The organism is Acinetobacter courvalinii, assembly GCF_014635545.1.
In the GTDB taxonomy this organism is placed as follows: Bacteria; Pseudomonadota; Gammaproteobacteria; order Pseudomonadales; family Moraxellaceae; genus Acinetobacter; species Acinetobacter courvalinii.
The window spans coordinates 787,467-805,488 of sequence record NZ_BMDA01000001.1; the positions used below are offsets into that span (position 1 = coordinate 787,467).

General features: G+C 43.6%; 14 protein-coding genes. 10 read left to right on the top strand and 4 right to left on the bottom strand.

What is annotated here, in order from left to right; translation table 11 throughout:
* The first annotated feature begins 35 nt into the window (after positions 1-35).
* Complete coding sequence (locus IEV39_RS03430) at positions 36-1,058, top strand: AraC family transcriptional regulator (RefSeq protein ID WP_005286724.1); 1,023 nt, start codon at positions 36-38, stop codon at positions 1,056-1,058.
* A gap of 73 nt (positions 1,059-1,131) precedes the next feature.
* On the opposite strand, the gene adeC is transcribed toward IEV39_RS03430, so the two are convergent.
* The 3 genes from adeC to IEV39_RS03445 all read right to left on the bottom strand — a co-directional run bounded on the left by adeC (position 1,132) and on the right by IEV39_RS03445 (position 6,870).
* On the bottom strand, positions 1,132-2,535 hold the full coding sequence (adeC, locus tag IEV39_RS03435; protein ID WP_005286721.1) for an AdeC/AdeK/OprM family multidrug efflux complex outer membrane factor: 1,404 nt from the start codon (positions 2,533-2,535) through the stop codon (positions 1,132-1,134).
* Positions 2,536-2,614: 79 nt separating this feature from the next.
* Complete coding sequence (locus IEV39_RS03440) at positions 2,615-5,725, bottom strand: AdeB/AdeJ family multidrug efflux RND transporter permease subunit (protein ID WP_005286718.1); 3,111 nt, start codon at positions 5,723-5,725, stop codon at positions 2,615-2,617.
* Positions 5,725-6,870 (bottom strand): efflux RND transporter periplasmic adaptor subunit, encoded by a 1,146-nt coding sequence (locus IEV39_RS03445; protein WP_005286715.1) that lies wholly within the window; start codon positions 6,868-6,870, stop codon positions 5,725-5,727. The genes IEV39_RS03440 and IEV39_RS03445 overlap by 1 nt, the downstream gene beginning before the upstream one ends.
* Before the next feature lie 146 nt (positions 6,871-7,016).
* Between IEV39_RS03445 and adeR the strand changes: the two genes are divergently transcribed.
* A complete protein-coding gene (gene adeR, locus IEV39_RS03450) occupies positions 7,017-7,745 on the top strand; it encodes an efflux system response regulator transcription factor AdeR (RefSeq protein ID WP_005231047.1) in 729 nt (242 codons plus the stop codon).
* Between the two features lie 26 nt (positions 7,746-7,771).
* On the opposite strand, the gene IEV39_RS03455 is transcribed toward adeR, so the two are convergent.
* Positions 7,772-8,044: a transporter suffix domain-containing protein gene (locus IEV39_RS03455; protein ID WP_005286707.1), complete on the bottom strand. Its 273-nt coding sequence runs from the start codon at positions 8,042-8,044 to the stop codon at positions 7,772-7,774.
* 147 nt (positions 8,045-8,191) lie between these two features.
* Here IEV39_RS03455 and adeS point away from each other — a divergent pair, with 147 nt between their 5' ends.
* The 8 genes from adeS to IEV39_RS03495 all read left to right on the top strand — a co-directional run bounded on the left by adeS (position 8,192) and on the right by IEV39_RS03495 (position 18,014).
* Complete coding sequence (gene adeS / locus IEV39_RS03460) at positions 8,192-9,262, top strand: two-component sensor histidine kinase AdeS (RefSeq protein WP_005286704.1); 1,071 nt, start codon at positions 8,192-8,194, stop codon at positions 9,260-9,262.
* A 236-nt stretch (positions 9,263-9,498) separates the two neighbouring features.
* Entirely contained in the window at positions 9,499-10,854 is a 1,356-nt protein-coding gene (locus IEV39_RS03465; protein WP_005286701.1) for an LLM class flavin-dependent oxidoreductase, read from the top strand.
* An 89-nt stretch (positions 10,855-10,943) separates the two neighbouring features.
* On the top strand, positions 10,944-11,993 hold the full coding sequence (locus IEV39_RS03470) for an NADP(H)-dependent aldo-keto reductase (protein ID WP_005286698.1): 1,050 nt from the start codon (positions 10,944-10,946) through the stop codon (positions 11,991-11,993).
* A gap of 431 nt (positions 11,994-12,424) precedes the next feature.
* On the top strand, positions 12,425-13,948 hold the full coding sequence (locus IEV39_RS03475; protein WP_005286688.1) for a putative porin: 1,524 nt from the start codon (positions 12,425-12,427) through the stop codon (positions 13,946-13,948).
* Positions 13,949-13,972: 24 nt separating this feature from the next.
* A complete protein-coding gene (locus tag IEV39_RS03480; protein WP_005286685.1) occupies positions 13,973-15,040 on the top strand; it encodes an ABC transporter substrate-binding protein in 1,068 nt (355 codons plus the stop codon).
* 77 nt (positions 15,041-15,117) lie between these two features.
* Positions 15,118-16,371 (top strand): MFS transporter, encoded by a 1,254-nt coding sequence (locus tag IEV39_RS03485; protein ID WP_005286681.1) that lies wholly within the window; start codon positions 15,118-15,120, stop codon positions 16,369-16,371.
* A gap of 1 nt (position 16,372) precedes the next feature.
* Positions 16,373-17,212, top strand: coding sequence for an ABC transporter permease (locus tag IEV39_RS03490; RefSeq protein ID WP_005286678.1), 840 nt, complete (start codon positions 16,373-16,375; stop codon positions 17,210-17,212).
* A 13-nt stretch (positions 17,213-17,225) separates the two neighbouring features.
* Positions 17,226-18,014, top strand: coding sequence for an ABC transporter permease (locus IEV39_RS03495; RefSeq protein WP_005286676.1), 789 nt, complete (start codon positions 17,226-17,228; stop codon positions 18,012-18,014).
* The last annotated feature ends 8 nt before the right edge of the window (positions 18,015-18,022 follow it).

Sequence of the window (18,022 nt, forward strand, 5' to 3'; positions counted from 1 at the left end):
GACATTCTGTATGAAACATTGATGAGATAACGCTTGTGAATCCATCTTTACCCGGAACCTACGTCAGTCTGATGGCCGATGTGGTACAAAAATTAAATATTTCTCCCGAGCAATTACTGGAAGGAAGTGGCGTTGGCGTCGAGCAACTTTCAGAACCGTTTTGGTATTTAGATTTTGATATCTTCAATAATTTATTGAATCGAGCGGTTGAACTCACCCATGAACCTGCGTTGGGCGTCTATCTCGGATTACAAATGACCGTGTCATGCCATGGCTCAGTTGGTCTGGCCGCCATGGTTTCACAAAATCTTGGTGAAGCACTGAATGTCATGGAGCAGTTTATTGGTCTGCGTTGTCCTGCATTAAAACCGCGTCTTGAAGTTGAAAATGGACTGGCTTCACTTTATTTAGACCAGCCGATGACAAATTTTAAGATGGGGATTGTCGGCATGACCTTTCTGATGGTGGGCTTTGCGCAGATGTCCAATGCCATTACTGGAACTAAATTAAAGATTAAGGCCGAGCTGAATTATGTTGAACCTGCATTTTTACAGCAAGTTCAAGAGTTATTGCCTTGTGAGATCAGTTTTAATCAAGACCATAACCGACTGATTTTCCCTGAAAGTTACTTGGCACTGCCGCTGATTATGGCAGACCCCTTAGCTGCACGTTTGGCGCGAGAACAATGTAAACATGATTTGAATAAGTTGGTGGCTAAACGTGGTGAGAAACATCCACTCACGGCTTTGGTGCGTGAATTGCTTTTTGATGAGGTGGAAGGTTTTTTCAAAATGAAAGAGGTTGCAGATAAGCTGCATCTGACTGAGCGAACGTTACAGCGTCAATTGGCAAAAGAGGGAACCACTTTTCAGATGCTCATGGATCAAGTTCGAGAGCGATATGCCAAAAAATTACTGAATCATCATGAATATAGTATTTCCTCTATTTCAGAAAAATTGGGTTACTCCGATGTTACCCATTTTACTCGTGCATTCAAACGCTGGGCAAATCAGACCCCAAAGCAATATCGCAATTTACGAGAAACGATCTCTAGTTAAAACAACATATTTAATTCCATACAAGAAAGCTGCAAGATGTCTTAACCAGAAATCGGGTGTAAAAGATACAATTCTAAGCTGCTGGTTGAGACAATCCGCCGCCTAAGGCTTTATAAAGCTCGATCTGGTTATTCAACTTGGTTTGTTCCAGCATGAGCAAGCCTTGTTGGGCGGCATAAGCAGAACGTTGCGCATCCAGTACGGTCAGGTAACTGTCAATGCCTGCTCTAAAGCGAGCCGTGGATAATTTATAGGTGGTATCGGTTGCAGCAACCAAACGGCGTTGTGCACTCAAACGCTCATCAATATGAGCACGGGCGGCAAGAGCATCATTCACTTCACGAAAAGCGGATTGAATGGCTTTTTCATAGTCGGAAACAGCAATTTTTTGCTCAGTTTCAGAAATTTTAATATTAGCTTTACGCGTTCCCCAGTCAAAGATTGGAAGATCAATACTTGGTCCAACTGACCAGGAGAAGCCTCCTGATTTAAATAAATCTTTTAGATCTGCCGATGCATAGCCAGCTGATCCTGTCAGACTAATGGTGGGGAACATACGTGCTTTTGCTACACCAATATTGGCTCCAGCAGCACGGAGTTGATATTCAGCAGCTTTTAGGTCTGGACGGTTATTCAGTAAATCACTGCTTAAGCCCGTTGCAAAGCGACTTTCAGCACTAATGGTTTTTACGGCTTGATGGGGCAGAAGATTTTGAGGAAGCGCTTGACCAGCCAACAGATCCAGTAGGTTTTGTGCTTGTGACACTTGAGTTTTATAGGCAGCAACATCATTTTGAGCTGTTTCAACCGATATCTGTGCCTGTCGTAACGGGACTTCACTATCAATTCCGACATCAAAACGTTTCTTGTTGAGGTTAAAGGAATCAAGCTGGGCTTTTAAGGTTTGTTCAGCTAAGTTTAAATTGGCCTGGGCAAAGGCATAATTCAACCAAGCCTGGCTGACTTGACTCACCAGACTAATCTGAGTCGCATCTCTGGCACTCTGGGTGGCAAGGTAATGATTCAGTGCTGCATCTTTTAAACTTTGTACACGGCCCCAAAAATCCAGCTCATAAGCCGTCATCCCTAGTCCGACTTGAAAAGTTGAATAGGGATTGTTTGGATTTACAGATGGATTCACCTGTCGTACCGCACTACCATTTGCTCCAATGGTAGACAGCTGCTCATTTTTACTGATCTGATATTGCTGTTGCGCACGCTGAATATTAAGTGTTGCAGTACGTAAATCACGGTTATGATTTAAACTGATTTCAATCACTTGTAACAAACGTGAATCAGAAAAAAATTGTTGATAACCCTGATTGGCAATTGAATTTCCAGTTGTGGTTTGAGAAAAATTTTGTGGAATATTGGATTGAATTACCGGTTGAGGTGCCTGCAGATTCATACATGCCGTTAGGGCAATTGAAAGCGTAGACACTAGTAAGCCACGAGATAAGACAGTCGCTTTAGACATGGTCTTCTCCAAATAAGATGAGGATAAATACAGAGGAGGAGTCAGAGGAAATCAATCGATTTCCTCTGCTCAATGTCATTTAAGAGGGATTTTTCTGTTTCGGAGAAAATAGCTTTTCAACTGCGCCCAGAATAAAAATGAAGAACACGGGTACAAAGAAGATTGCCAGAATCGTCGCGGAAATCATGCCGCCAAACACACCTGTCCCTAAGGCATGCTGTGTTTCTGAACTGGCACCAGAAGCGATCACCAAGGGAATCACCCCACAGGTAAAGGCCAGTGATGTCATCAAAATCGGACGTAAACGCAGTTTGGCTGCGGCAACTGTGGCCTCAATTAAACTCATGCCTTCTTCTTTCAGCATCTTGGCAAATTCGACGATCAAAATGGCGTTCTTGGCGGATAAACCAATAAGGGTAATCAGGCCAATTTTAAAGAACACATCGTTCATCAGTCCGCGTGACATAATTGCAATCACGGCACCAAAGATCCCCAAAGGCACCACTAGCATCACTGAAAGCGGAATGGCCCAACTTTCATAAAGTGCCGCAAGTACCAGAAACACCACCAGCATGGAGAGGGCCAGCAAGAATGCCATCTGAGATTCAGATTGCTTTTCCTGTAAGGATATACCGGTCCATTCATAACCAATGCCTTTTGGTAATTTGGCAATCAGGTTTTCCATTTCACGCATGGCATCGCCCGATGAGGTATCAAAGTTCGGAATACCGGCAATACTCAACGATGGGCGACCGTTATAGCGGTTATATTGCTGTGGTGCTTTATTCCATTGTGGTGTGACCACTTCGGAGAGAGATACCAACTGTCCATTTGAGCCCATCACTTTCAGGTTTAAAATATCTTTTAATTGCATCCGTGATTTGGCTTCAACCTGTACAATCACTTGTTGCATACGTCCCTGATTAGGGAAGTCATTGATGTACATTGATCCCATTGAGGTTGAAATGATGTCGGAAACATCGGAGAACTTCACACCGAGAACATTCAATTTTGCACGGTCAATTTTTAAAGAAATATTGTCGCCCTGTGGTAAGCCCTCATTCCAGACCATATAGAACTTTTTGTTCTTGGCGGCCATTTCCATGAGCTGGTCTTGTGCAGCCAGGAGTGCTGGCATGCCTAAATTGCCACGGTCTTGTAAGCGTAAGCTGAAACCGGCAAAAGTCCCCAGCTCATCAATGGCCGGTGGAAGCACCGCCATGGTTGCACCTTCTTTACTATGTGCCATGGTTGCATTGACCGCATTGGTCATTTCGCTGGCACTTGAAGTCCGCTCTTTAAAATCTTTGAGTGTGGTAAACGCCATTCCCACGTTTTGGCCTGCGCCACTAAAGCCCCAGCCCATAATGGTGGTATTGCTTTCCACGTTCGGATTGTCTTTTAAACTGTTTTCAAATTCGTTGATTACAGCTCGGGTTCTTTCAGCTGTGGCATCAGAAGGTAACTGGAAGGTGGTCAGAAACCAGCCCTGATCTTCTTCTGGCATAAAGGCAGTTGGCCAGTACTTCATGCCTGCAAAGGTGAGACCGGTAATCACCACAAAGATCGCCATCATTGGAAGACTATGCTTGATCACTTTCAGCAGGATCAATTCATACTTTTTGGTGACTTTATCGAAGCTACGGTCAAACCAGGCAAAGAAACCTTTCTTTTGATGATGCCCATCAATCGGTTTCAGGATGGTGGCACAGAGCGCAGGGGTCAGGATCAATGCCAATAATGCCGAGAACAGAATCGATACGGACATGGTTAGGGTAAACTGTTGATAGATGATGCCGACCGAACCACTGGCAAAGGCCATGGGTAAGAATACTGCAGCCAAGACCAGGGTAATCCCGATAATTGGACTGGTGATTTCCTTCATGGCCTTGGATGTGGCTTCTTTGGGTGGAAGCCCTTCAGTTGCCATAATCCGTTCGACGTTTTCCACTACCACAATTGCATCATCGACAATAATACCAATGGCCAACACCATACCAAACATGGTCAGTACGTTAATCGAGAAGCCAGCCATGAGCATGACTGCAAAGGTACCCAGCAGGGCAATGGGGGCAACAATTGCCGGAATCAGGGTATAACGCACATTGTGCAAGAACAGATACATCACGATGAAAACCAGTACCATGGCTTCCAGTAAAGTATGAATCACTTTTTCGATTGAAATTTTAACAAAGGGTGCCGTGTCATAAGGAATACTGAACTGCATACCTTCAGGCAGGTTGAGTTTTAATTCTTCAATCTTGGCTCTGACCCCTTCGGCTGTTTTCACTGCATTGGCACCCGGACTGAGCTGGATTGCAGCCGCTGTTGCGGGTTGACCATTTTCTAAAATTGCAAAGTTATAGGCTTGCGACCCCATCTCAACCTTGGCAACATCCGACAGTCTGATGACACTGCCGCTTGTTTTACTTTTAAGACTGATATTCTTAAATTGTTCAACATCACCGAGCTGGCCTTCAGCAGACAAGGGCACGGTAATCAATTGGCCTTTTAACGCAGGGAGATCACCGAGTCGGCCAGGGGCAATCTCGACATTGTTCTCGCGAATCGCATTGTTGACATCACTGATGGATAGGCCATAAGACACCAGTTTGTTTGGGTCAACCCAAATACGCATGGCTTTTTCAGCACCGAAGGATTGAACCTTACCCACGCCTTCAACACGTTTCAGTTCTTCCACCACATTACGGACCAGATAGTCACTCAGGTCAACTTCTGAATATTGTCCTTTGGGCGAGTTGATTCCGACCAGCATCAGGAAGCCTGATGAAGAGGCTTCGACCTGTAAACCCTGTTGGCGAACCACTTGGGGAAGACGCGCTTCAACGGCTTTGATCTTGTTCTGAACATCTACCTGTGCCATTTCAACATCTGTACCGGGTTTAAAGGTCGCCGAAATCTCTGCGGTACCCGAGGTATCTGTGGTTGAGCTGTAATACAGCAGGTTTTTTACGCCGGATAATTCCCGCTCAATCAGGGTGACCACACTGTCATTGATGGTCTTGGGTGTCGCGCCGGGATAAGTGGCACTAATATTGACTTGAGGCGGCGCCACGCTTGGAAAGCGGGCAATCGGGAGTTTCGGAATACTCAGTAGCCCAAACAATATAATGAAAATCGCAATCACCCATGCAAATACAGGGCGGCGAATGAAGAATTGTGACATCATCATTGAGCTCCCTGTGCTGCTGGGACTTTCCAGTTGCTAATCTCAAGTTTTTGATTCGGCTGGATACGGTCAATACCTTCTACAATCACTTTCTCGCCTGCTTTTAAACCTTTATTGGCGATATAAAACTGGTCATAGGGCTGTCCCAGTTCAATTGGACGTATCTCTGCTGCACCTTTGTTATTGAGTACATAAACTTGCGGTTCACCATTGATATTGCGTTGTACCGCTTGTGCCGGGATTAATAATGCTTGCGGGATAGAAGCACGGTCAATATTGACACGGACATACATGCCGGGTAGCAATTTTCTTTCAGGATTCTGAACTTCGATCCGGATGGTCACATCTCCGGTTTCAGGATCCACATTAATGTCTTCAAATAGCATTTTTGCCGTGACGTTATACGCTTGTCCGTGACTATTGGAGATACGTACAGTTTTTTCATTATTGGCAGACAACTCGCCACTTTGTAGCGCGGCCTGTAAACGTTCGTATTCACCAATCGACTGTTTTACATCGACATAGACTTTATCAATTTGCTGTACGGTTGCCATGGTATTGGCATCACCTTGGCTGACCAAAGCACCTTCGGTCACAAATGACTGTCCAATACGTCCCGAAATCGGGGCACGCACTGTGGCATATTGCAGGTTCAGATTCTGACGGGTGAGGAGCGCTTTCATCTGGGCGACATCAGCCAAGGCCTGACGGTATTCAGCTTGGGCATTACTGACCTCCTGCTTACTGATTGCGTTACTTGGCAATAGTTGTTCATAGCGTTCCAGCTGCACTTTTAAACGTGTTACCTCAGCTTCGGCCTTGTTCAGCGAGGCTTTGTTGCTGTTTACATCGGCCTGAAAGGTTTCGGCATTAATTTTATAAAGTGCTTGTCCTGCTTTGACTTCACTGCCTTGTCGGAACAAGACTTTTTCAATAATGCCGCCCACCTGAGGACGGATTTCTGCCGTCCGGAACGCCTGGACACGTGCCGGCAGGTTCTCGCTAAAGCCCACCGATTGCGGTTGGATATTTAAAATGCTGACTTTGGCCGGCGGTGTTTCAGCGGGTTTTGCCTGCTCGGAACCACAACCTTGCAGTATAAATCCGATGGATAAAAATAATGGAAGTAAGAGCTGCTTTTGCATGCTGTCCAAACCTTGGGAGTTCTTGATGCTGCTATTATTTTCGCGCTGTGTGTAACGACCATCGGTGAAGTGTGGAAAAAGTGTGGAGATCCGGAGATAAATCGGCGTATCATGCAAAGAGATTGAAATTATCCGGTGACTGATTCATGTTTGAAGCCTCATTTTCTTTTGATTGCCGTGATAAGCAGATTCTCGTCGTAGAAGATGAGTATGATATTGGCGATATTATTGAGCATTACTTAAAACGTGAAGGTATGCAGGTACTCCGCGCCATGAATGGCAAGCAAGCCATTGAAATCCATGCATCGCAGCCGATTGACCTGATCTTGCTGGATATTAAATTACCTGAGCTCAATGGCTGGGAAGTGCTGAGCAAAATCCGCCAGAAAGCCCAAACGCCCGTCATTATGCTGACCGCATTGGATCAGGATATTGATAAAGTCATGGCCCTGCGCATTGGTGCAGATGATTTTGTGGTCAAACCGTTCAATCCGAATGAGGTGGTGGCACGTGTGCAAGCCGTGCTGAGAAGGGCTCAACAAAATCAGCAGGCACAAAATAGAAATCTGCTTTATAAGAATATTGAGATTCACTCGGATTTACACAGCGTCTATATCCGTCAGCAGGACAAAAAAATCATGCTCAATCTCACCTTGACCGAGTATAAGATCCTGCTGCTGATGATCGATCAGCCTTATAAAGTTTTTACCCGCGGGGAGCTGATGAATCATTGCTTGCCTGACAGTGATGCGCTGGAACGGACGGTAGACAGTCATGTCAGTAAATTAAGGAAGAAACTGGAAGAACACGGTTTGCAAAATATGCTGATCAATGTGCGCGGAGTCGGCTATCGGCTGGACCATCCTGCGCAGTGAGCATATTTTGACTGTGTACGGTTTTTTTAATTCAAATCATCAGATTTCTTCTTATGCGATTTAAACGATGAAAACAGTCGTTTAAATCCAGTCTTGATTCTGTCCCAATATTCTTTGCCTAATAGTGCAATAACGATCAATAACAGGATTTCACCACCAATTGCCATTGCTGTCATGATCAATGCTTTATGTGGGATGTCTAAGAATGGAACGATTGGAAAGGCAATCCAGTAAGCGATGACAATGGCCAAAAGAAAGAAGCCTATTTTCTTGCGTAGGTTGAGTTTTGATTTATGCATTTCGGTCACATCAATAAAATTTTGATGCTGCTATTTTTGGAAAGGTTTGAGGAGCAATGATCTTTAAAGTGTGGAAAAAGTGTGTAAATCACTAAAAAAATCAGCGTATCATATGAAAAAGTTAGGTTAATTGATTGGAAAAATCCAATGAAGAATAAGTCAGGTATTAGTAAACAGTTGTTTATCGCATTAAGTATCGTGAACTTAAGCGTGACGCTGTTTTCTATTTTGCTTGGCTATTTTATTTATAACTATGCGATTGATGTGGGTTGGATCACTTTAAGTTCCTTGCAGGAAGATTGGACCGAATTTCATTTTGTCGACTGGATTTGGCTATCTACAGTGATTTTTTGTGGTGGGGTCATTTCCATCATTATCGGCATGCATCTGGCTCAGCGCTTTATTAAACCCATTAATTTTCTTGCCGAAGCGGCCAAGCAGATCAGTCAGGGAAATCTTTCTGCGCGAGCAGATGACCGTCACATTCATTCCACTGAAATTGCAGAACTGATGCATAATTTTAATAACATGGCGCAGAAGCTGGAAAGTTCGGTTGAAAATGCACTGGTCTGGAATGCTGCCATCGCGCATGAGCTGCGAACACCGATCACCATTTTGCAGGGCCGTTTACAAGGTATTCTGGATGGTGTGTTTAAACCGGATGAAGCCTTATTCAAAAGCCTGCTCAGTCAGGTGGAAGGCTTATCTCATCTGGTCGAAGACCTGCGAACCTTGAGTCTGATTGAAAACCAGCAACTCAGATTAAATTATGAAATGGTTGATTTTAAAGCACTGACTGAAAAAGTATTAAAACTGTTTGAACAGCGTTTACAACAGGCACAGATCGAACCCGTACTTGAGATTCCTGCTATACAGGTGCATTGTGACCGTCGTCGTATCGAGCAGGTATTAATGGCCCTGATTGATAATGCAATCCGTTATGCCAATGCCGGAAAACTCAACATTTCTTTGACAAAAGATGCTCAAAACTGGATTTTGCAGGTGGCCGATGCAGGTCCGGGTATCGCAGCACAATATCAGCAACATTTATTCAATCCGTTCTTTAGACTGGAACAGTCCAGAAATAAAGAGTTTGGAGGAACAGGACTGGGGCTGGCGGTTGTCCATGCGATTGTAATTGCGCATGATGGTCGCATTGAATATAGCAATCCTGCTCATAATAGTGTGTTTACGATTTATCTGCCTGTTCACGTTTAATCTAAGTGATTTAGCCGATTGTTAGTGTTCGACTATGCTCATAAATATCTGCTATGAATAAAAGAAGAGGTGTTGATTTAGCACCACCTGCTCAACAGAATCGTGCTGTTGCTGAAACATTGATAAAATTAATAATTTTTAATTGATTGATATTTATAAATAAAAAACATGGCATTCAATTTGTATTAACCACAGTGAAAGATAAATTGTGTTTAACAACAAATTTGGAGCAAAACATGAGTAGAAAAATTCGATTAGGTGCATTTATTCCAGCTACTGGACAACATGTCGCTGCATGGCGACATCCTGAATCGCAACCGACCAAAGCAGTGGATTTTGATTTTATTAAAGAGCAGGTACAACTTGCTGAAAAAGGCTTATTTGATGCCTATTTCTTGGCAGATGGTCTCGCCGTTAATTTCGGACAAGCTGAGAAAACAGGCTATAGCGATAAAGTAGCGGGCTTTGAACCTGTCACCTTGTTCGCAGCTTTATCAACGGTGACCAAACATATTGGTTTTATTGCAACTGCATCAACCACCTATGAAGAACCGTATTTATTGGCGCGTAAATTTGCTTCTTTGGACCATCTCAGCCATGGTCGAGCAGGATGGAATGTGGTGACCTCTGCTTCGGAAGCCGCTGCGGCCAATTTTGGTTATGAGCAACAGATTCCACATGCTGAGCGTTATGAGCGTGCGCAGGAATATGTCGATTTGATTAAAAAACTGTGGGACAGCTGGGAAGATGATGCCTTTATTCATGATAAGGCATCAGGTGTGTTTTATGATCCTGAGAAAGTGCATAACCCGAATCATAAAGGTAAATACTACGCTGTAAAAGGTGCCTTGAATGTGCCTCGTACACCACAAGGTTATCCTGTGATTGTACAAGCGGGGCAGTCAGGGCCAGGACGTGATCTAGCAGCCCGTTATGCCGAAGTTATTTTTACCGCCAATCAAAAGCTGGAAGATGCACAAGAGTTTTACCGTGATGTAAAAAGTCGTTTGGCCAAATATGGGCGTTCAGCCGATGAACTTTTAATCTTGCCGGGCGTTTCTGCCTTTGTGGGTCGTACTGAAGAAGAAGCGCATGCCAAATACCAACAGCTTACGGATTTGATTCATCCAGAAGCAGGGCTTGCCTTACTGAGTGGTTTAAGTGGCGGCTTTGATTTTTCAGGCTATGATCTAGATGGCCCATTCCCTGAATTGGGTGAAGGTCAAGGCATGGTGAGTCGTCCTGCTTTAATTGCAGACATTGCCAAGAAAAACAATTTCAGTATCCGTCAGCTGTATGAATGGGTGGCGGGTGCACGTGGACATTGGCAACTGATTGGTACCCCTGAGCAGATTGTTGATCAATTACAACAATGGTTTGAAAATGAAGCCGCGGATGGTTTCAATATTCTGCCACCGAGTACACCTACTGGGTTAAACGATTTTGTTGAATTGATTGTGCCAGAGCTACAACGCCGTGGCCTATTCCGTACCGAATATGAAGGCACGACTTTACGTGAAAACCTAGGCTTGGCACGCCCAGAAAATCAATATGTCATTGCTCGACAAACTGAAAAAAACAAAGCCAGTTAAAATCATGTTAAAACTAAATCATGAATCAAAGTAACAAGAGTGACTTTTAAGCGTCACTCTTGTGTCATCACAATTGAATTGAGTGAAAAATGCAATATAGAAAATTAGGTCAAACTGATATTGATGTTAGTGTTATCGCCCTAGGTACCATGACTTGGGGTGAGCAGAATTCTGAATCCGAAGCGCATGAGCAGTTGGATTATGCTGTGGAGCATGGCGTAAATCTAATTGATACGGCTGAAATGTACCCCGTACCACCGAAACCAGAGACCCAAGGCTTAACTGAACAATATATTGGCACATGGTTAAAGCAGTCACAGAAACGAGACCAAGTATTGATTGCAACCAAAGTGGTAGGTCGTTCAGGGAAATTAAGCCAAGCCTCGCATTTTCGTTCAGGTCAAACCAAGTTAGACCGAGCCAATATTGAAACTGCGTTACATGATAGTCTGAAACGTTTACAGACGGACTATGTTGATCTATATCAGCTTCATTGGTCTGATCGCAGTACCAATCATTTTGGTGAATTGGGCTATACCCATGTCGAAAATGAAGACACGGTGCCAATTTTAGAAACCTTGACCGTTTTGTCTGAACTCGTTCAAGCAGGCAAGATTCGACATATTGGTTTATCCAATGAAACACCATGGGGCGTGAGTCAGTTTTTAAAGTATTCCGAATCATTGGGCTTAGCGCGGGTCGTTTCTATCCAAAATCCCTATAATTTATTGAACCGTAGTTTTGAGATTGGCAATGCTGAAATTGCAATCCGAGAGCAGGTAGGTTTACTGGCTTATTCACCTTTGGCTTTTGGTGCTTTGACAGGTAAATACTTAGATGGCGCACAACCAGCAGGCGCACGTTTAAGCTTATGGGAACGCTTTGCGCGTTATAAAGGTCAAGCATCTGAAGATGCAATTCGTCGTTATGTCGCATTGGCTAAACAATATGATTTAGATCCTGCTCAGTTGGCTTTGGCTTATGTAAATAGTCGCCGTTTTGTCACCAGTAATATTATTGGGGCGACCAATTTAAATCAGCTCAAAACCAATATTGAGAGTATTGACCTACAGTTAGCTGATGAGGTCATTCAGGGAATTGAGCAAATCCATCAAGCCCATCCTAATCCTGCACCTTAAGGCATAGATTATCTCCTACAATTCAATTTTCGTTTTGTTCAGGACAGTTGAGTCAATCCAACTGTCCTTTTTTATTTTTAGAACAAAGCCACTGAGTCGGTATATCAAAAAATAAGAAATAAAAACCTTGAAATATGCTGTTTTGGTATAAGCAGGGTGTTGGAAAATCAACAGTGCTTCAACAGAGAGAAATAGGTGTATTTTTGCAAATATTAATAAAAACAATTATTTAATAGTTGGCATGCTGCTTGCAAAGATCAAAGTATATAAATCAAAGATTGATTTTATGCAGGCTGAGGAGCACAGGATGAAGATGTTGCGTTGTTGTATGGAAAGTTAATTTCTCTCTCATTTTTTAATTCATTTAGTTCGAATCTTTTTCAGTGTGATTGCTTATTCAGTCACACACAGGATTTTTTTACTCAAATTTTATGGTTTTAGTTTTAGGGGTTTTATTGGTGAAAAAACATGATCTCTCTTTATCGATTGCTTTGAGCATTGCAACATTTTTGGGAAGCGGCACAGCTCAAGCAGCAGAAGATATTGATACAACATTAGCGCAATTACAGGCGCAATTGACTGCTCTACAGCAGCAGGTCAATGCATTAAAGCAAAAGAAGCAAGCTTCAACGGAGCTGAGTGAGACAACGCAACTTGCAGCCCAAGACGATGCATCGGCAGAGTCTCAGGAAGAAAGTACGGAGCATAGTTTTGCCACTCAAAGTGAGCTGGCGGGTTTCCGAAGTGATTTAGAAAACTATAAATATGATCAATCACGCCAATATGAGCGTACTTCGGTGAAATCAACCCGAGATACAACCTTGTATGGCACGGTACAAGTTCGCGCACAAGCACAAAGTCGAGATACCTCTGCTGGGAATCCTGCACCTGTTACACCACGTCGTAATACGTTTGATATCCCTACGGCTTTATTTGGGGTAAGAGGAAATTTATATCGAGATTATAAGGAAGGTAAAAACTTAGATTACCAATTGTCTTTTAGCTACGGCAAGCGTACGGGTACAGCAGGCAGTGCCAGTGATTTGAACTTGGCTGATGCTTTTTTACGCTATAACTTTACTTCAACCAATGGTGGCCCTGAAGTCCCACGTTTAAACGTGACGCTGGGGCAACAATTGATTCCCTTTGGCTTAGACCCACAATCTCCAGAGGATTTACGACCAACCATTAATGTTGCAACAGGACTGGCGCAATTGGGTCTATTCAATCGCCAGACCGGTCTGATAGTTCGTGGTGATGTAAAACCCTTTGTTGATTATTCATCAAACTATCGAGCACCGTTATTTGAGTATGCTTTGGGTGTGGTCAATGGCAATGGCACCAATAAAGTCGATGACAATGACAAGAAAGATTATATCGGACGGGTGGCTTTCACTTTACCTGTTGATTATGCCAGTTGGTTCCGTGAGTTGAAATTTGGTGCTTCCTATCTCAAAGGCAGTAAAAACGTCATCGCAGGCAGTAATGTTCTCGATGGTAACGGTCGCAATGATCGTCTGGGCTTCGATATCTACTATAACCATGCACCGTTTGGCGTGACTTATGAATATGTCAAAGGACTCAGTGATTATGCAACTGCGACAGGTTCAACCTCAGAAGTAAAGTCTGAAGGGCATACCGCAACGCTATTTTATACCTTTGGCGATCAATTTTATAACAGTGTGAAATCCGTCGCGAAGTTTGATGACTTCTGGCCGAAATCCATTCAGAGCTTCTATCGCTATGACAGTTACAACCCGAACAAAGGTGGAGATGTCGTTGGTATTGCAGGTCATGGTCTAGGCAAAGTCGATATTCATACCTTAGGTCTAAATTTCTTCTTCGCCCAAACCACAAAATTCCAATTAGGGCTGAATCGCTGGAGCTATGACCACGAGACAGCTGCGCAAAAAGACTTTTCGGAAGTACAAGCGCAATTCCAATACACCTTTTAATGTTCCAATATGAGTAATGACACAATGAAATTTTTAACCAAACAGTTATTTATCGGGGCAGCGGCAGGTTTGCTGGTTGCTACCAGTTTCTCAGTTTTTGCTGAAACCAATCCCACAGAAATTCGACTGGGGGTTCCCGGTGCAGGCGTAGGCGGAAAACCCAAAGTTGGGGGGAGTGCTTATGCCAGTGCCAATCTACGCGGCATTTTGGAAAAAGAATTTGCCAAAGACGGCATCAAGGTGAAATGGTCATTCTTTCCAGGTGCGGGACCCGCGCTAAATGAAGCTTTAGCCAATAAAAAGGTCGATTTTGGTATTGGGCATGGTGATTTACCTTCAATTGTCGGACGTTCAACAGGTTTGAAATCCAAACTGTTATTTGTGACAGGGCGTTTTGGACCGGTGTATTTTGCAGTGCCATCAGATTCAGGCGCGAAAAGCCTGGCGGATTTAAAAGGCAAAACCATTTCTGTGTTTAAAGGGACTAACCAACAATTGATCCTCGGTCGCTTATTACGGAAATATGGTTTTACTGAAAAAGATTTCCGTGTGATTAGTCAGGACTTTTATTCAGCTCAAACCTCACTGTCGACAGGTGATATTGATGGTTTGATTACCAGTCCATGGACATTAGAAGCACGTGGTGTGGCAAAGCGTATTTTAGAAGTACGTAAAGATCCAAATCTGAATGGCCCATTGGTGGCATGGGTGAGTGAGGATTTTGAGAAGAAATACCCCCAAATTGTGCAGCGTGTGGTGACCACGTTTATTAAAGATAACGTGTGGAGCTCCGATGAAAAGAATCGTGATACCCAGTACAAGTTATGGGCTCAAAGTGGCGTGCCTTATCTAGACTATAAAAAAGACTGGGATGATTACTCGCTGAAAGATCGTAACTCACCATATTTTGATGATTATGCGGTGAATTCTTTAAAGAAATCGGTTCAGCAATCAATTGATTACAGACTGATTCGCCGTCCAGTGGATGTGGATTCTTGGATTGAACCGAAGTATCTCAATACCGCGATTCAAGAACTCAAACTAGAAAACTTCTGGCCAAAATTTGATGTAAACGGCAACCGTAAAAAGTAATTGTGATTTGGGTTAGGCCAAGGGCGTGTATGCCTTTGGCAAGCCAGTTTATTTGTTCACTATTTTAGGAATGACCTATGCGTCAGGAATCGGTTGCTCAGGTTGAATTGGGTCAAGGGCACTTTGTATTGGGCTTTATTGGCTTGGCATTGTGTGCAGGCCTGGGCATTGGGATTGCGAAAATCGTCACTTCTTTATATGCAGTGCAGTTAGCCGCAAATGAATTTGAAATGGGACTGATCGCCGCAGTACAGAGTTTAGGTATTTTGCTGATCGGATTGCCAATTGGCTTGTTAGTACAACGCTATGGACCTAAGACAATGTTTGTAGTAGGGAGTTTTCTCGCAGCGGTGGTGTATGTCACCGTGCCATTTTATCCAGCGGTTTGGTCTCTGATTTTAGCTACTTTCTTGGTTGGGTTATGCATGCCGATGCGGTTTGTTTCACTCAATACAGTCTATATGCAGCATTTAAAAAGTATAGGTGCGGCTCGGGCGGGATGGTTTAGAGGCACGCATATGATGGGATTCTTTCTGGTTGGCCCTTTACTGGCAGTGAGCTTGGTAAGTGCGGTGGGATTTTCAGGCGCGTTTTGGTGGATTGCTGGACTTTTTGTTTTACCGATATTGTTTGCACCCTTGGCCTTTGGTGCAGGCCCAACTGAAATTAATCAGGCAGAGCGGGACGAGGCATTTAGCCTTGCTGTAATTGCCAAGCAATTGGTTTTATTAAAGCAAGATCAGGCTTTACGTCGCACCAGTTTGATTGAAATGGCGAGCAATGCGGTGATGGCGTACTACGGCTTTTTTATTATTGTTATTGCAATCAAGGATTTTGGTTTGAGTGAAACGATTGCTGCCAGTTTGGTGACGCTACAGGGAGCTGTGTTTGTCGTAGCCTTATTTACGACGGGAGCTTTGCTGACACGATGGGGAATAAAACGCTTTTATCAAACGGGTTTTGCTTTTGTTGCGGTGGCATCTGTGATGTTGGGTATACCTAAAATTTCCATGCTGCTTTGGGTGGGTGCTGTGATTCTGGGCTTGGGTCTCGCGATGCTGCATATCGTCAATTTCACCATGTTTGCCAATGTGGGTGAACGCTTGGGAATGGCAAAGGTTTCAGGATTAACCGCGATGGCAGGACCAGCGGGTGCGTTATTGGGAAGTATTGTGGGAGGCTGGTTGGGTCATTACTGGGGCTTACAGTCGATGTTTCTTATTTCAGCGGTTTTATTTGGCGGGCTGATCGGTTTTTCTCAACAACTTACACAAGTTTTTATAGCACCGCCGCTAGAGATTGAAATGTATTCAGAAATAGAGGGTCAATAAAATGAGTAGTATCGAAACTCAATTAGAAAATGAACACACTTGGCAGCGAATCAATTTAGCCCCTTATTTCAAGCAAATTGGCCTATGGGCAGTTCGTATTGTATTAGCTTTGGTTTTACCTGCGATTGCATTGGCGGTTTGGCATTATGCCTTTCAGAGGCAATGGTTACCTGAACAAATTTTACCTAGCCCAGCCTTAGTTTGGCAAACCACGTTGGAGCTGATTGATACGCATGAGTTACAGGATAATTTATGGATTAGCCTAAAACGAGTTGCTTGGAGTGTTTTGGTCGGGGGCAGCGTCGGGTTGTTCTTGGGTTTCCTCATCGGATTATCACGTATCGCACACAAGTTTATTTATCCAACTTTTAATCTGATTGCGCAATTTCCAGTGATTGGCTGGATTCCATTACTGATGATTTTTTTGGGTATTGATGAAAGCCTAAAAATTGCAGCAATTTCACTGGCGGTATTTGTTCCTGTGCTCGTTGCGACCTATCGCAGTGTTTTGACTGTGCCTCCGCATTTATTAGAAGTCTCGCAGGTGTATCGCTTTAGTGCGTGGCAGCGATTTCGCCGTGTCATTTTGCCTTCTGCTTTGCCAAATATTGTCAGTGGTTTACGCCAAGGGATTATGCAAGCGTGGCTGTCACTGGTTTTTGTCGAACTGTTAGCCAGTAGTGAAGGAATTGGTTACCTCATCGTGTGGGGACGGCAACTGATCCAACCTGACATTATTTTTATGGCTGTCATTGTGATCGGGATTGTTGGTTTTGTTTTAGATCATATTTTGGGCTGGGTTGAACGCTGGTTTAGCCATTGGCAACGCAGTGCATTTTAAAGGGGGATTGAATATGTCTATTAGGTCTACATCAAAACCAAGATTTAATTTTAATTATTTAAACGTTTACGGCTTGGTGCTCCCGATTGCTTTCATTGTATTGTGGGCGATTGGATCCAAGTTGAATTGGGTCAATCCTAAACTCATTCCAGCACCATTTGAAGTGGTGCAGATTGCAATTCATCAATTTCAGCAGCAAGAGTTTTGGACAGGTCTCGGTGCAAGCTTGTTCCGTGATCTGACGGGGTTTGTCTTGGGCAGCATTCTAGCCATTACTTTTGGCATTGTCGTGGGCGTCTCACGCTGGGCCAATTATTTATTTTTACCTAGTTTTAATGTGTTGCGGCAAATTTCTTTGTTTGCTTGGTTACCGTTAATCACCACTTTTTTGGATTATGGCAATAGTGCAAAAATCTTATTTATCGTGCTTTCCGTCTTTTATCCCGTGGCCTTACATACCATCGATGGGGTAAGACAAATTCCATTGCATCAATACGAAGTTGCCAAAGTCTATCAATTCAATGCTTGGCAGACCTTGAGCAAACTGATTTTACCTGCGGCAGCCAGCCAAATCTTTTTGGGCTTACAACTCGGTTTGATTTTCGCTTGGGTGGCGACCATCGGGGCAGAGTTTCTGTTGGCAAATTATGGTGTTGGACTGGGCAATATCGTGATTCGAGGACGTGCTGCGTTAGATGTTGGTCTGATTGTATTTGGCTTAATCGTGATTGGTTTTATCGGTGTGGCGTGGAATAGCTTAGCCAATTTAGCTGAGCGTCGTATTTTGGTTTGGCGTCGTTAGGAGAATAA

Bases quoted from the DNA above. Each gene is read 5' to 3' on its own strand.
- adeR (WP_005231047.1), top strand. From the start codon at position 7,017: ATGTTTGAAGCCTCATTTTCTTTTGATTGCCGTGATAAGCAGATTCTC.
- adeS (WP_005286704.1), top strand. From the start codon at position 8,192: ATGAAGAATAAGTCAGGTATTAGTAAACAGTTGTTTATCGCATTAAGT.
- adeC (WP_005286721.1), bottom strand. From the start codon at position 2,535: ATGTCTAAAGCGACTGTCTTATCTCGTGGCTTACTAGTGTCTACGCTT.
- IEV39_RS03490 (WP_005286678.1), top strand. From the start codon at position 16,373: ATGAGTAGTATCGAAACTCAATTAGAAAATGAACACACTTGGCAGCGA.
- IEV39_RS03480 (WP_005286685.1), top strand. From the start codon at position 13,973: ATGAAATTTTTAACCAAACAGTTATTTATCGGGGCAGCGGCAGGTTTG.
- IEV39_RS03465 (WP_005286701.1), top strand. From the start codon at position 9,499: ATGAGTAGAAAAATTCGATTAGGTGCATTTATTCCAGCTACTGGACAA.
- IEV39_RS03440 (WP_005286718.1), bottom strand. From the start codon at position 5,725: ATGATGTCACAATTCTTCATTCGCCGCCCTGTATTTGCATGGGTGATT.
- IEV39_RS03485 (WP_005286681.1), top strand. From the start codon at position 15,118: ATGCGTCAGGAATCGGTTGCTCAGGTTGAATTGGGTCAAGGGCACTTT.
- IEV39_RS03495 (WP_005286676.1), top strand. From the start codon at position 17,226: ATGTCTATTAGGTCTACATCAAAACCAAGATTTAATTTTAATTATTTA.
- IEV39_RS03470 (WP_005286698.1), top strand. From the start codon at position 10,944: ATGCAATATAGAAAATTAGGTCAAACTGATATTGATGTTAGTGTTATC.
- IEV39_RS03475 (WP_005286688.1), top strand. From the start codon at position 12,425: ATGGTTTTAGTTTTAGGGGTTTTATTGGTGAAAAAACATGATCTCTCT.
- IEV39_RS03455 (WP_005286707.1), bottom strand. From the start codon at position 8,044: ATGCATAAATCAAAACTCAACCTACGCAAGAAAATAGGCTTCTTTCTT.
- IEV39_RS03445 (WP_005286715.1), bottom strand. From the start codon at position 6,870: ATGCAAAAGCAGCTCTTACTTCCATTATTTTTATCCATCGGATTTATA.